Here is a 12,258-nt window from a genome sequence, read left to right as displayed (position 1 = left end):
CGGGGGTCAGCGCTCGGCTGGCCGATCGAGACGGGTGAGGATGTCGGCGTGCAGTGCACCGTTGGTGGCCACCACGCTGCTGTCGGTGCCCGGAGCGCCGGCGGGGGCCGGTCGTCCGGTCAGATCCGTGATCGTGCCACCCGCCTCGGTGACGATCGGCACCAGCGCCGCAACGTCCCACAGCGACAGTTCCGGCTCGGCCATCACGTCGAGTGCACCCTCGGCCAGCAGCACATAACCGTAGAAGTCGCCGTACGCCCTGCTGCGCCAGCTGTCCCGCATCAGGTCGAGCACCGCGTCGAGCCGCCCGGCGCTCTCCCACCCGTTCAGCGACGAGTAACAGAAGCTGGCGTCCGCGATCCCCCGCACCGCGGACACGCCGATCCGCTCGCCGGCCGTGGGGCCCGGCCCGGCGTACGCGCCCGCGCCCGCGCTCGCCCACCAGCGTCGGCCGAGCGCCGGTGCGGACACCACGCCGACCGCCGGCCGGTCGCCGTCGTAGAGCGCGATCAGGGTGGCCCAGATCGGCACGCCACGGACGAAGTTCTTGGTGCCGTCGATCGGGTCGATGATCCACCGGCGGCCGTCCGGGTCGGCGGACGGCTGCGCGCCGTACTCCTCACCGAGCAGCCCGTCGGCCGGCCGGTGCTCGGCCAGCAGGGCGCGGATCTCCCGCTCCACGGCGGTGTCCGCGTCGGACACCGGGGTCAGGTCGGGTTTCGCCTCGACGCGCAGGTCGAGCGCGCGGAACCGGGCCGTGGCGATGGCGTCGGCCCGGTCGGCGAGCAGGTGGGCGAGGGCGAGGTCGTCGGCGTACCCGGTCATGCCGGCAACCTAGCCCACGCCCGTCGGGTCACTCGTCGGGGCCGCGTCGGTCATCCTCACCAGGGCCGCGCTGGTCGCTGTCGCCACGCGAGTCACCCTCGCCGGCCCGAGAGGCGAGCAGCCGACGGTACGAGGCCAGCCGACGCGGGTCGGCCTTGCCGGCGGCCACCCAGGCGTCCAACCCACAGTCGGCCTCGTCGGCGGTGTGCGGGCAGTTCGGCGGGCACTCGACGGTGCCCTCGACCAGGTCCGGGAAGCCGTGCAGGAGGCTGTCGGCCGAGACGTGCGCCAACCCGAAGCTGCGGATCCCCGGGGTGTCGATGATCCAGCCCGGGTCGGTGTCCACCCCGGGCACCGGCGGCAGCCGCAGCGCCACCGCGCTCGTCGAGGTGTGCCGGCCCCGGCCGATCGCGCTGACCACCCCCACCGCGCGCAGCGCGTCCGGGACGAGGCGGTTGACGAGCGTCGACTTGCCCACCCCGGAGTGCCCGACCAGCACCGACACCTTGCCGCTGAGCAGCGCGCGGAGCGCGTCGAGGTCGGAGTCGGGGCGGTTGAGCACGTACGGCAGCTCCAGCTCGGTGTAGTAGCCGAGCACCTCCTCCGGCCCGGCCAGGTCGGCCTTCGTGAGGCACAGCAGCGGCTCGACGCCCGCGTCGTACGCGGCCACCAGGCAACGGTCGATGAACCCGGTGCGCGGCGGCGGATCGGCCAACGCGCTGACGATCACCAACTGGTCGGCGTTGGCCACCACCACCCGTTCCAGTCGACCCTCGGCGGTGGTCTCGTCGTCGTCGGCGGTGCGGCGCAGCACCGAGCGGCGTTCGGCGATCCGGACGATGCGGGCGAGCGCGCCCTCCGCGCCGGACGTGTCGCCGACCAGGCTGACCCGGTCACCGACGACCACCGACTTGCGGCCCAGTTCGCGGGCCCGCATCGCGGTGACGGTGGGCAGCTCGGCGCCGACCACTCCGCGCTCGGCCCCGGAGAGCACGCAGGTGTACCGCCCACGGTCGACGGCGATGACGAACCCGTCGACGGCGTCGGCGTGCTGCGGGCGGGTACGCGTTCGCGGGCGCGACGACTTTCCGGGACGGACCCGTACGTCGTCCTCGTCGTACTCCCGCCGTTTGGTCGCCAGGACCTGTCCTCTTCTCGCGTCAGCTCTTGGTGAGCGTCCGGACGCTCACTTGCCGGTCACCATCGCTGACCATAGTGCCGGGAACTCCGGCATTGTCTTGGAGGTACACCCCACGTCGTCCACCTCGATGCCCGGCACGGCGAGCCCGGCCACCGCGGCGGCGTGCGCCATCCGGTGGTCGTGGTAGGTGCGGAAGACCCCACCGCGCAACGGTCGGGGCTTGATCTCCAGCCCGTCAGGTGTCTCGGTGATGTCCGCCCCGAGCCCACCGAACTCACGCGTGAGCGCGGCGAGCCGGTCGGTCTCGTGGCCGCGGATGTGCCCGACGCCGGTGAGGACCGACGGTGAGTCGGCGAGCATGGCCAGCGCGGTGATCACCAGGGTCAGCTCGCCGACCTCGGAGAGGTCGGCGGTCAGACCGTGCACCACGCCGGTGCCGCGGACGGTGAGCCCGTTCGTGGAGAGGGTGACCTCGCCCCCCATCCGCTGGAGCAGCGAGCGGAGTTGCTCGACCGGCTGCGTGCTGCTGGGCGGCCAGCCCTGGAGGGTCACCTCGCCGCCGGTGACCAGGGCGGCGGCGAAGAACGGCACGGCGCCGGACAGGTCCGGCTCGATGTCCCAGCCGCGCCCGGTGAGAGGGCCGGGCTCGACGGCCCACACGTCGGGGGTGCTGTCGTCGACCGCCGCGCCGGCGGCCCTCAGCATCTGCACCGTCATGCGCAGGTGCGGCGCGGAGGGCACCGGCGGGCCGACGTGGCGGACCACGACGCCCCTGTCGAAGCGCGGCGCGACGAGCAACAACCCGGAGACGAGTTGGCTGGAGGCGGACGCGTCGATCACCACCTCGCCCCCGGTGACCCGACCGGTGCCTAGCACTGTCAGCGGGAGGCTGCCGGTGCCGGTGACGTCGATCCGGACGCCCAGCGAGCGCAGCGCGTCGACAAGGGGGCCGAGCGGCCGGGTGCGGACGTACGGGTCACCGTCGAAGGTGACCTGCCCGTCGGCCAGGCCGGCCACCGGCGGCACGAACCGCATCACGGTGCCGGCCAGCCCCACGTCGACGTGCGCGGGGCCGACGAGCGGGTGCGGGCGGACCAGCCAGCGCTCGTCGTCGCTGATCGACACGTGCGCGCCCATCGCCCGCAGGCCGGCGGCCATCAACTCGGTGTCGCGGGCGCGGAGCGGCCGGGCCAGGGTCGACGGGCCGGCGGCCAGTGCGCTGAGCACCAGCGCGCGGTTGGTCATCGATTTGGAACCGGGCAGGCGCAGCGTCGTCGCCACCGGGTCGGATGCGGTCGGTGCGGTCCACGGCTGCGGCGGCCGGGTCGCTGTCAGGTTCCCCACGGTTACATTCTGCCGTGTCGGCCGGTGGGTGGCGGTGCCCGGCATTCGTACTCCCGGTTGGCGGGACAGCCGACGGGGCCTCCGACGCGTTAGCGTGTGCCCCATGTGCGGCAGGTACGCGACGACCCGGAGCTCCGGCGAACTGAGCGCGTTGTTCGAGTCGTCCGACGACTCCGACGGCCAGGTCCGCGCGGATCACAACGTGGCGCCGACCGACCCGGTGCCGCTGGTCCGGGTCACCCGCGAGGGGCACCGCAGCCTCTGCGTCGGTCGCTGGGGGCTGCTGCCGCACTGGTCCCGGTCCGCCTCGGGGGCCGCCCGCATGATCAACGCGCGGGTGGAGACGGTGGCCACCAGTCGGGCGTACGCCCGCTCCTTCGCCCGTCGTCGCTGTCTGGTCCCGGCCGACGGCTGGTACGAGTGGGTCCGGGTGCCCGACGGCGGGCGGCAGCCGTACTTCATGACTCCCCGGGACGGCTCGGTGCTCGCGTTGGCCGGCATCTGGTCGGTCTGGGAGTCCGACGCCGAGACCAGGCTCACCTTCAGCGTGCTGACCACCGCGGCGCTCGGCGACCTGGCCGAGGTGCACGACCGGATGCCGGTGCTGCTGCCGCCGGAGCGTTGGTCGTCGTGGCTCGCGCCGACCGACGAACCGGAGCGGCTGCTCACACCGGCGTCGACGGAGCAGTTGGCGGGGTTGGAGATCCGCCCGGTGGGTGCGGCGGTGGGGGACGTTCGCAACGACGGGCCTCAACTGACGGCACGGGTGGCGGTGGCGCCGGGTGTGACGCCGCAGGACCTGACTCTGTTCTGACGCCGCCACGCATCGTTGGCCACCGATTTGTGAGGGTTCTGAGCGATTCGTCTCCTGGCTCTTCAGTCAGGTTCCTGGCAGACCCTTGTCCCGGTGTTGTGAAGTGCGATAGAACACAGCGCCGGTAGTGGCAGTCGATCCGCACAGGGCGGACGACGTCCACAGCACTTGCCGGTCCCACGGGGGAGGTGGGTGGATGACACGGGCACGTATGCCGCGCCCGCACGAGGTGGCAGCGGCGCGGCGAGATCCGCGACTGCTGCGGGCAGTGCGGGAACGGCGCCAGGACGACGCGTGGCGCACCAGAGGAACCTGCCAGAGCGTCGATCCGGAGACATTCTTTCCGGCACCGAACGAGCCGGCGGACGCGGCCGTCGCGCTGTGCCGCAGTTGCGACGTACAGGGGTCCTGCCTGGCCTGGGCCCTCGACGTCGGTGACTGCCACGGCGTGTGGGGCGGCACCACACCGCGGGAGCGGCGGGCGATGCTCGTCGCCTGGCGTGGCGAGGTCGAACCCGACCCGGACGCCGTCGACGACGCCGGGCCACCGGTGCGCGATCGCCTGCTCGCTCTCGTCCCGCTGAGCTGACCGGCGGCCCGGTTCGCACAGGGCCGCCCGTCCGGCGGCGCAGAATGGGCCGGTGCCACTCAGCTACGAGATCGACACCCCACGCGGTCCGGCGCGGATCGACACCGATCTGCCGGTCCGCCCGGCCACCGCACTGCTCGTCCTCGGGCACGGTGCGGGCGGCAGCGTCGACGCGCCCGACCTGCTCGCGGTCCGGGACGCGGCGGTCGCGGCCGGCCTCGCCGTGGTCCGGGTGACCCAGCCCTACCGGGTCGCCGGTCGACGCGCGCCGGCACCGGCAGGGCACCTCGACGAGGCCTGGGCGGCGGTGCTCGCCGCGCTGCGTGAGCGGCACGCCGACGTGCCGACGGTGGTGGTCGGTGGGCGGTCCAGTGGCGCCCGGGTGGCCTGCCGGACGGCGCGTGCGGTGGGTGCGGTGGGCGTGGTCGCGTTGGCCTTTCCGCTGCACCCGCCCGGCCGGCCGGAACGCTCGCGGGCCGCCGAACTGGGCACCGGCCTGCCGACGCTCGTCGTCAACGGCGACCGGGACCCGTTCGGAACGCCGGAACCGGGGCCGACCGTGCAGGTGGTGATCCGTCCCGGTGAGACGCACGATCTGCGCCGGGATCCGGCCGGCACGGCCGCCGCCGTACGCGACTGGTTGTCCGCCCACCGCTGGGTGGCCGGCTGATGCGTGGCGCCCGGCGCGCCGGGACGACCGTTTCCGCCGCCCGGCACTCGTCGTTGCATCCGATGGTGCCGCCGGCCCGATCGGGCCGGTGACACAAGTCCTCCCAGGCCCTTCCTGGTCCCAGCGCCGGCCGCCGCCGGGGCCGGGACCAGGAACGGGAGGGCCGGCCGGAATGCCCCAGTGGTCATCTCGCGTTACAACCCCCGGACGACTTTTCTGCGAGGGGGTGACCGGTGCCAACCGAGACACGAAGCCTGGAACAGGACGAACGGGACGCCCGGCAGCTGAAGAGGCTGCTGGATGGCCCGGAATGGCCCGCTACGGCGGGACCGGGCGGGGTGGGTGCGGTGAGCACGGGCACACCGGCCGGAAGTGAATCTGCGGGCAGGTCCGTGCGCGTATCCTCGGCGGGAAAGCATCCGACGCGAGGGGATGTGCGGTTGACCACCGAGAAGACGGACGAGCGCAGGGCCCGATTCGAGCGGGACGCGATGCCATTCGTCGATCAGCTCTACGCTGCTGGGCTGCGGATGACACGCAACCCGGCGGATGCCGAGGACCTGGTCCAGGAGACGTACCTGAAGGCGTACGCGGCCTTCCACCAGTTCGAGCAGGGCACGAACCTGAAGGCCTGGCTCTACCGGATCCTGACCAACACCTACATCAACTCCTACCGCAAGCGGCAGCGCCAGCCGATCCAGGCGCCGACCGAGGAGATCACCGACTGGCAGCTCGCCGAGGCCGAGTCGCACACGTCCAGCGGGCTGCGGTCCGCCGAGACGGAGGCACTGGACCGGCTGCCGGACAGTGACGTCAAGGAGGCACTCCAGCAGTTGCCGGAGGAGTTCCGCCTGGCCGTCTACCTCACCGATGTCGAGGGCTTCTCGTACAAGGAGGTCGCCGACATCATGGGCACGCCGATCGGCACCGTGATGTCGCGTCTGCACCGGGGCCGTCGTAATCTGCGCAAGCTGCTCGAGCGCTACGCGGGGGAGCGGGGCTTCAGCGCTGCCCGCTCGTCGAAGGGCTCGACCGCCGCTGCCGGCCGGGAGGTGTGACGTGAGCTGTGGGGAGCCGCACGAGACTGACTGCCGCGAGGTGCTCGCGGAGGTGTATCTCTACCTGGATCTGGAGTGCGCCGACGAGCGCCGCTCGCTGATCCGGCACCACCTGGACGAGTGCGGGCCCTGCCTGCGCGAGTACGGGCTGGAGCAGGAGGTACGCGCGCTCGTGGCGCGTTGCTGTGGCAACGAGACCGCGCCTGACCAGCTGCGCGAGCGGCTGCGGGTCAAGCTCACCGAGTTGGTGGTCTTCGAGACCAGCGACTCCCGTGAGCTGGCCGACTGAGCGTCTGAGCTGGCCGACCGAGCGTCGGCACGAGCTGGCGACACCGGTGGCCCGGGTCGAGTCGACCCGGGCCACCGGCATACCCGGCCTCGGCCGGGTCGAGCTGAGCGGCGACGGGCAACCGGCCCGTCGACCCGTTCAGGAGTTGGGACGCTTGCCGTGGTTCGCGGCGCTCTTCTTACGAGCCTTCTTCTTCCGGGACTTCTTCGCCATGCTGACCTCCTCGTGATGGGTCGGATCCGTCCTGCGCACGACCTCGGCGCGGATGCGGCCACCGGCGGTCCGGCGTCGGGTCCGACCCGCTGATGGTAGTGCGGTCGGCCCGCGCCGCCTTCCCCAGGGCGGGCCTGGCATCCCGGCTGTGCCGCTGCGCGCCCACCATCTGTCGACGCATGATTGGATACATCGGCAGGCACGTCGCGAAGAGGGAGGGCCTGGACATGGCCGAGGAGATCCGCGCCGAGATGGTGGCCAACGTCTGGAAGGTCGTCGCCACGGCCGGTGACACGGTGGCCGAGGGTGACACCCTGGTGATTCTCGAGTCGATGAAGATGGAGATTCCGGTCATCGCCGAGTCCGACGGTGTGCTGCAGCAGCTCGTCGTCAACGAGGGCGACGTCGTGCAGGACGGCGACCTGATCGCGGTGATCGCTTGACCGGTCTGCGGGTCCGTCCGGCCGAGCCGGCCGACTTCCCGGCAGTGGCCCGCTTGACGGTGGCCGCGTACGAGGCGGACGGCCAGCTCAAGGGCGAACACGGGTACGGCGAGGTGCTTGCCGACGTGTCGACCCGAGCCGCCAGCGGCGAGGTGCTGGTCGCTGTCGACGAGGCGACCGAGGCGGTGCTCGGTGCTGTCACGTTCGTGCTGCCGGGCACCGCGTACGCCGAGCTGTCCGGGCCTGGTGAGGCGGAGTTCCGGATGCTCGCCGTCGACCCGGGCGCTCAGGGGCGGGGGGTCGGTGCCGCGTTGGTCGAGGCGTGTGTCGACCGGGCGACCGGGTTGGGTTGCACGGCTGTGATGATCTGTGTCCGGGCCGGGATGGCCGATCCGGCGCACCGGCTCTACTCGCGGCGCGGGTTCGTCCGCGTCCCGGAGAAGGACTGGTCACCCGCGCCGGGCGTGGACCTGCTCGGTCTGCGGCTGGAGTTGTCGCGCGGCTGAGCCGGTGACCGACGAGCCCGGGTCGGCCGGTCGCCGACGAACGAGCCGGGTGGGGCGGTCGACGATCACGTCACGGGTCGTGCTGCGTCCCGATGGCGGCCAGCAGTTCGTCGGCCACATCCAGGGCGAGCTTGCGGCGTTCGTCGTCGCTGATGTGCGGTGCGCGGACCGCGAACCAGCTGGTGTGCACGGCGAACAGCGACAGCGCGGCGCGTAGCTGGGCGGCGGGGGAGTCGTCGCCCCGGCAGAGCGCCTCGGCCAGTTCCATCATCCGTCCGCGCATCTTCTGGCCGGACGAGAGGCTCTTCAGCGCGGTCTGGTTCTGCTCGAAGAAGCGCATCACCGACGGCTGGGTGCCGTCGAACATCGTGTCGGCGTACCGGGAGAGCAGCTCGCGCCGGGTGTCCAGGGTGGCGGGCTGGGTGGCGGCCCAGGCGATCAGCGCGTCCATCCCCTCCAGCCGGTCCTCGACGAAGCTGGCGACGATGTCGTCCTTGCTTTTGAAGTGGTAGTAGAGGGCCGCCTTGGTGACGTTCAGTCGCTCGGCGATCTCCCGGAGCGAGGTCTTCTCGTACCCCTGCTCGGTGAAGAGCTCGAGCGCGACGGCCTTGATCCGTTCCCGCGTCCCGCCTGTGCTCTCGCTCACCCACGCTCCCCAAATGGCTTGACCGTTGCTCGTACCCAACTTACCGTGCGGCTAGTAAGGTAACTAGCCGGGCGGCAAGTAAGTACGACAATCTTCCGGGGGAGCTTACCCATGACTCAGGCAACCCAGGTCGGCACACGACCCACGAACATCCGGGTCGTGCTGTTCGGGCTGATGATCGCGATGATGCTCGCGATGCTCGACAACATGATCGTCAGCACCGCGTTACCGCGGATCGTCGGCGAGTTCGGCGGGCTGAACCACTTCACCTGGGTGGTCACCGCGTACGTGCTGGGCACCACTGTCTCCACCCCGATCTGGGGCAAGCTCGGTGACCTCTACGGCCGCAAGTCGGTCTTCCTGACCTCGGTCGTCGTCTTCCTCGTCGGCTCGGCCCTCTGCGGCATGGCCGGCTCCGGCATGTTCGGCGGTCCGCAGGACGGCATGGTCCAGCTCATCGCCTTCCGGGCTGTGCAGGGCCTCGGCGCCGGCGGCCTCATGGTCGGCGTGATGGCGATCATCGGTGACCTGGTCCCGCCCCGCGAGCGCGGGCGCTACCAGGGCATGATCGCCGGCATCATGGCCATCGCCATGGTGGCCGGCCCGCTGGCCGGTGGCTTCATCACCGACCATCTCTCCTGGCGCTGGGCGTTCTACGTGAACCTGCCGCTGGGCGGTGTCGCGCTGCTCGTGCTGATCACCACCATGCACCTGCCGAAGTACCGCACCGAGCACCGGATCGACTGGCTCGGCGCCGGGCTGCTCTCGGTCGGCATCACCGCTATCGTGCTCGTGACCACGTGGGGCGGCAACGAGTACGACTGGACGTCGCCGCAGATCCTCGGCCTGGCAGTGCTGGCCATCGTCGCGTTGGTGGCGTTCGGCCTGGTCGAGCGCCGGGTGACGGAGCCGATCCTGTCGCTGAAGCTCTTCGCCAACCGCAACTTCGCGCTGATCTCGCTGATCGGTTTCCTGCTCGGCTTCGCGATGTTCGGCGCGATGAACTTCCTGCCGCTCTACCAGCAGACGGTGCAGGGGGCGTCGGCGACGAACAGTGGCCTGCTGCTGCTGCCGCTGATGTTCGGCATGCTCGTCGTCTCGCTTGTCGTCGGCCGGGCAATCACGAAGACCGGACGGTACCGGACGTACCCGATCATCGGTGGCGTGGTGATGACCACCGGCATGGCGCTGCTGTCGATGCTCGACGTCAACACCAGCAAGCTGGTGTCCTCGCTGTACATGGTCGTGCTCGGCGCCGGTATGGGCTTCCTGATGCAGACGTCGATGCTGATCGCGCAGAACAGCGTGGAGCAGAAGGACCTCGGCGCGGCCAGTGGCGCGGCGACGTTCTTCCGGTCGATCGGCGGCTCGTTCGGCATCTCGCTGTTCGGCGCGATCTTCGCCAACCGGCTCGCCGACTCCGCCGCCGGCGCGGCCTTCGATGGCGGAGGCGGCGGAGGCGGGATGGACCTGGCGAAGCTCAGGGAACTGCCCGCCCAGGCGCGCGAGGCGGTGCTCGGCGGTCTCGCCGACTCGATCTCGCACGTCTTCGGATGGGCGGTGCTGTTCACCATCGTGATCCCGGTGCTCGCCTGGTTCATCAAGGAGATCCCGCTGCGCACCGCCAACGAGGCGCCGCCGCAGGCCACTCCGGAGGAGGACGCCGAGGTCGCCCTCGGCAAGGCCGCTCCGGTCGCGTAGCCCAAGCCGCACCCACGCGCCGCGCCAGCCCTCAGGGCCGGCGCGGCGCACCTCTTTTCCCGCGACTTAGCGGCGGAGCAGCCGTTGCCAGAGGCGGCGCAGGGGATTGCGGGGGCGGGGCAGCCGGGGTTGGTGGGCGTTCAGCAACTCGGTGGCCAGCGCTGCCGTTGCCGGGTCCAACTGCGGGGCGGCAAGCGCCAGATGAGCCAGTGACGCGGCGATCGGGACCGGTCGACTCCGGGCCACGGCAGCCACGTCGGCCAGCCGCTCCGCCACCATCCGGGCCACGTCCGACCGCACCGACGGGTCCACCCAGGCAGCGGTGACCAGCGCGAACAGCGCCGCCTCGGTGACCCAGTCCTCGACTCCCCAGATCAGATCGAGCAGCACCCGACGTCGGGTCGAACCCTCCCACGGCTCGTCGGTGCGGTGGTGCAGCAGCCCCAGACAGGCCCACACCTGCACACCTCGGACCCAGACCGACGGGTCGTGGGCGGCCAGCAGCCGACCCACCGCGTTGGCCGGCGCCGCTGGCGGGTGCACCAGCAGGCCGAGCAGATCGGCGAGGTCGAGGCCGGCCAGACCCACCGCCGCGTCGTACGCCGCCGGTGGGTGCGCCCACGCCGGGTGGGCGATCTGCCCGATCCGTTCGACAGCCGTCGCCGAGGGCGCCGCAAGCGCGGGCGTGGGGACGACGTCCGCGTAGTGCCACAACCGCTGAGCGGACGCGCGCCGAGGCTCCCGAGGGTCGGGGTCCGGCGCGCCGACAACCTCGATCCGCAGCCCCGGGGCGGTGGAGATCGCCGTGCCGACAGCGCTCGGCGGAGCGGCGGCCGGGAGCCGGACGGCACCGCCGAGCCCGTTGTCGTCATCGGCCACCGCCTGGCGCATCGCGTCGATCAGGGGCCCGCCGGCCGGGGTGAGTTGGCCGAGCCAGGGCCTGCCTCGGCAGCACTGGGCCAGGTCGCCGTGCTCGTGGCTGTCGTCCGGGTGGTCCCGCACGAAGTCGGCTAGCGCGACCAGGTGGGCGAGATCACCGTCGCGCAGGTGCCGCAGCCGGTGGGCGGTGTGCACCGCGCAGTCGAACGACGGGTCGCGCGCCAGCGCCCGCTCGGCCCACTCCAACGCCTCGTCCAGCCGGCCGATCTCGGCGAGCGTCCCGGCGATGTCCGCGTAGATCGCCAGATCGTCCGGGTCCAGCTCGACGGCCCGACCGAGGGCCGCCAGGCCGTCGCGGGTCCGGCCAGAGCTGCGGTACGCGTACCCGAGCCACACCTCGCCCATCTTCGACGGCTGCGCGCGTACCCCCCGGGTGGCCCAGCGGACCGCCAGCTCGACCTCGCCGAGGCGCCGGGCCAGCGCGGACGCCGCGCCCAGCAGCAGGCCGTGGTCGGGGTGCACGGTGGCCGCGTTGCGGGCGAGCGTGAGGTACGGGGTCAGCGGGGCCCGGCCGATCCGCGGCACCGGGTCGGGCAGCGCGGCGCAGACCTGCATGAGAATGCGGGCGGTGTGTTCCGGGTCCAGTCGTTCGGCCAGCTCGGGCGCGGTGACCCAGGGCACGCCGGCCCACTCGGTGCCGGGCGAGTACGACGTCGCCGCGGCCAGCAGCTCCAGCCCTTCGGCGGGGCGGCCGGCGGTGGCGAGGAGGTGGGCGCGGGCGACCACCGCACCGACGAAGGTGTGGTGGTTGATCGGGAAGAGGTCGAGGCCACCGCCGCTCCTCGCGGCGAGCCGGGCCAGCGTCTCGTGCACCTCCGGGAGGGTGGGGGCCCGGGCCAACGCGCCGGCGAGGTGGCCGGCGGCGTGGTGCAGGTCGCCCTCGTCGAGTGCCAGCCGGGCCAGCGCCAGCTCCTCCGTCGCGGAGAGCGCGGGATCGTCCGTTCCCTCGGGCACGTCGTCCTTTCCTGGCGGGTAGACCGGGTACAGCGGGTGAAGCTTAGTTGATATTGAGATCAACTGGTGATCAGCTGCGCAGTCCTGCTCGTTAGATTGCTGCGATACGCTTAAAAGTGCAAGACT

At 71.9% G+C, this 12,258-nt stretch carries 14 protein-coding genes; 9 read left to right on the top strand and 5 right to left on the bottom strand.

Features of this window, described 5'->3' with window-relative positions:
• Positions 1 to 6: 6 nt before the first annotated feature.
• The 3 genes from hisN to aroA are packed head-to-tail and all read right to left on the bottom strand — an operon-like array spanning position 7 to position 3,310.
• Complete coding sequence (gene hisN, locus ABZ406_RS05945; RefSeq protein ID WP_357756185.1) at positions 7 to 825, bottom strand: histidinol-phosphatase; 819 nt, start codon at positions 823 to 825, stop codon at positions 7 to 9.
• A gap of 28 nt (positions 826 to 853) precedes the next feature.
• Entirely contained in the window at positions 854 to 1,966 is a 1,113-nt protein-coding gene (gene rsgA, locus ABZ406_RS05940) for a ribosome small subunit-dependent GTPase A (RefSeq protein ID WP_357756332.1), read from the bottom strand.
• A 45-nt stretch (positions 1,967 to 2,011) separates the two neighbouring features.
• Positions 2,012 to 3,310 (bottom strand): 3-phosphoshikimate 1-carboxyvinyltransferase, encoded by a 1,299-nt coding sequence (gene aroA, locus ABZ406_RS05935; protein WP_357756184.1) that lies wholly within the window; start codon positions 3,308 to 3,310, stop codon positions 2,012 to 2,014.
• Positions 3,311 to 3,413: 103 nt separating this feature from the next.
• On the opposite strand from aroA, the gene ABZ406_RS05930 reads away from it, so the two are divergent.
• The 8 genes from ABZ406_RS05930 to ABZ406_RS05895 all read left to right on the top strand — a co-directional run bounded on the left by ABZ406_RS05930 (position 3,414) and on the right by ABZ406_RS05895 (position 7,892).
• Positions 3,414 to 4,124 carry an SOS response-associated peptidase gene (locus tag ABZ406_RS05930; RefSeq protein WP_357756183.1) on the top strand — a complete coding sequence of 237 codons (711 nt, stop codon included), beginning with the start codon at positions 3,414 to 3,416 and terminating at the stop codon, positions 4,122 to 4,124.
• 196 nt (positions 4,125 to 4,320) lie between these two features.
• A complete protein-coding gene (locus tag ABZ406_RS05925) occupies positions 4,321 to 4,713 on the top strand; it encodes a WhiB family transcriptional regulator (protein ID WP_238687436.1) in 393 nt (130 codons plus the stop codon).
• 52 nt (positions 4,714 to 4,765) lie between these two features.
• Positions 4,766 to 5,383, top strand: coding sequence for an alpha/beta family hydrolase (locus tag ABZ406_RS05920; RefSeq protein WP_357756182.1), 618 nt, complete (start codon positions 4,766 to 4,768; stop codon positions 5,381 to 5,383).
• A gap of 233 nt (positions 5,384 to 5,616) precedes the next feature.
• Positions 5,617 to 6,441 (top strand): sigma-70 family RNA polymerase sigma factor, encoded by an 825-nt coding sequence (locus ABZ406_RS05915; protein ID WP_357756181.1) that lies wholly within the window; start codon positions 5,617 to 5,619, stop codon positions 6,439 to 6,441.
• Position 6,442: 1 nt separating this feature from the next.
• On the top strand, positions 6,443 to 6,730 hold the full coding sequence (gene rsrA, locus ABZ406_RS05910) for a mycothiol system anti-sigma-R factor (protein WP_030490399.1): 288 nt from the start codon (positions 6,443 to 6,445) through the stop codon (positions 6,728 to 6,730).
• On the top strand, positions 6,714 to 6,959 hold the full coding sequence (locus tag ABZ406_RS05905; RefSeq protein WP_357756180.1) for a hypothetical protein: 246 nt from the start codon (positions 6,714 to 6,716) through the stop codon (positions 6,957 to 6,959). The genes rsrA and ABZ406_RS05905 overlap by 17 nt, the downstream gene beginning before the upstream one ends.
• 205 nt (positions 6,960 to 7,164) lie before the next feature.
• On the top strand, positions 7,165 to 7,386 hold the full coding sequence (locus tag ABZ406_RS05900) for a biotin/lipoyl-binding carrier protein (RefSeq protein WP_196924632.1): 222 nt from the start codon (positions 7,165 to 7,167) through the stop codon (positions 7,384 to 7,386).
• Complete coding sequence (locus ABZ406_RS05895) at positions 7,383 to 7,892, top strand: GNAT family N-acetyltransferase (protein ID WP_357756179.1); 510 nt, start codon at positions 7,383 to 7,385, stop codon at positions 7,890 to 7,892. The genes ABZ406_RS05900 and ABZ406_RS05895 overlap by 4 nt, the downstream gene beginning before the upstream one ends.
• A gap of 70 nt (positions 7,893 to 7,962) precedes the next feature.
• Here the strand turns inward: ABZ406_RS05895 and ABZ406_RS05890 are convergent, their stop codons facing one another.
• Positions 7,963 to 8,538 (bottom strand): TetR/AcrR family transcriptional regulator, encoded by a 576-nt coding sequence (locus ABZ406_RS05890; RefSeq protein WP_357756178.1) that lies wholly within the window; start codon positions 8,536 to 8,538, stop codon positions 7,963 to 7,965.
• A gap of 111 nt (positions 8,539 to 8,649) precedes the next feature.
• Here ABZ406_RS05890 and ABZ406_RS05885 point away from each other — a divergent pair, with 111 nt between their 5' ends.
• Positions 8,650 to 10,239: an MDR family MFS transporter gene (locus ABZ406_RS05885; RefSeq protein ID WP_357756177.1), complete on the top strand. Its 1,590-nt coding sequence runs from the start codon at positions 8,650 to 8,652 to the stop codon at positions 10,237 to 10,239.
• Between the two features lie 66 nt (positions 10,240 to 10,305).
• On the opposite strand, the gene ABZ406_RS05880 is transcribed toward ABZ406_RS05885, so the two are convergent.
• Positions 10,306 to 12,132 carry a tetratricopeptide repeat protein gene (locus tag ABZ406_RS05880; RefSeq protein WP_357756176.1) on the bottom strand — a complete coding sequence of 609 codons (1,827 nt, stop codon included), beginning with the start codon at positions 12,130 to 12,132 and terminating at the stop codon, positions 10,306 to 10,308.
• Positions 12,133 to 12,258: the final 126 nt, after the last annotated feature.

Origin of the sequence: Micromonospora sp. NPDC005710 (assembly GCF_040630995.1) — a bacterium.
Taxonomy (GTDB): domain Bacteria; phylum Actinomycetota; class Actinomycetes; order Mycobacteriales; family Micromonosporaceae; genus Micromonospora.
The sequence above is the reverse complement of the archived record's forward strand: the minus strand, read 5'-3'. Positions and strand labels throughout refer to the sequence as shown.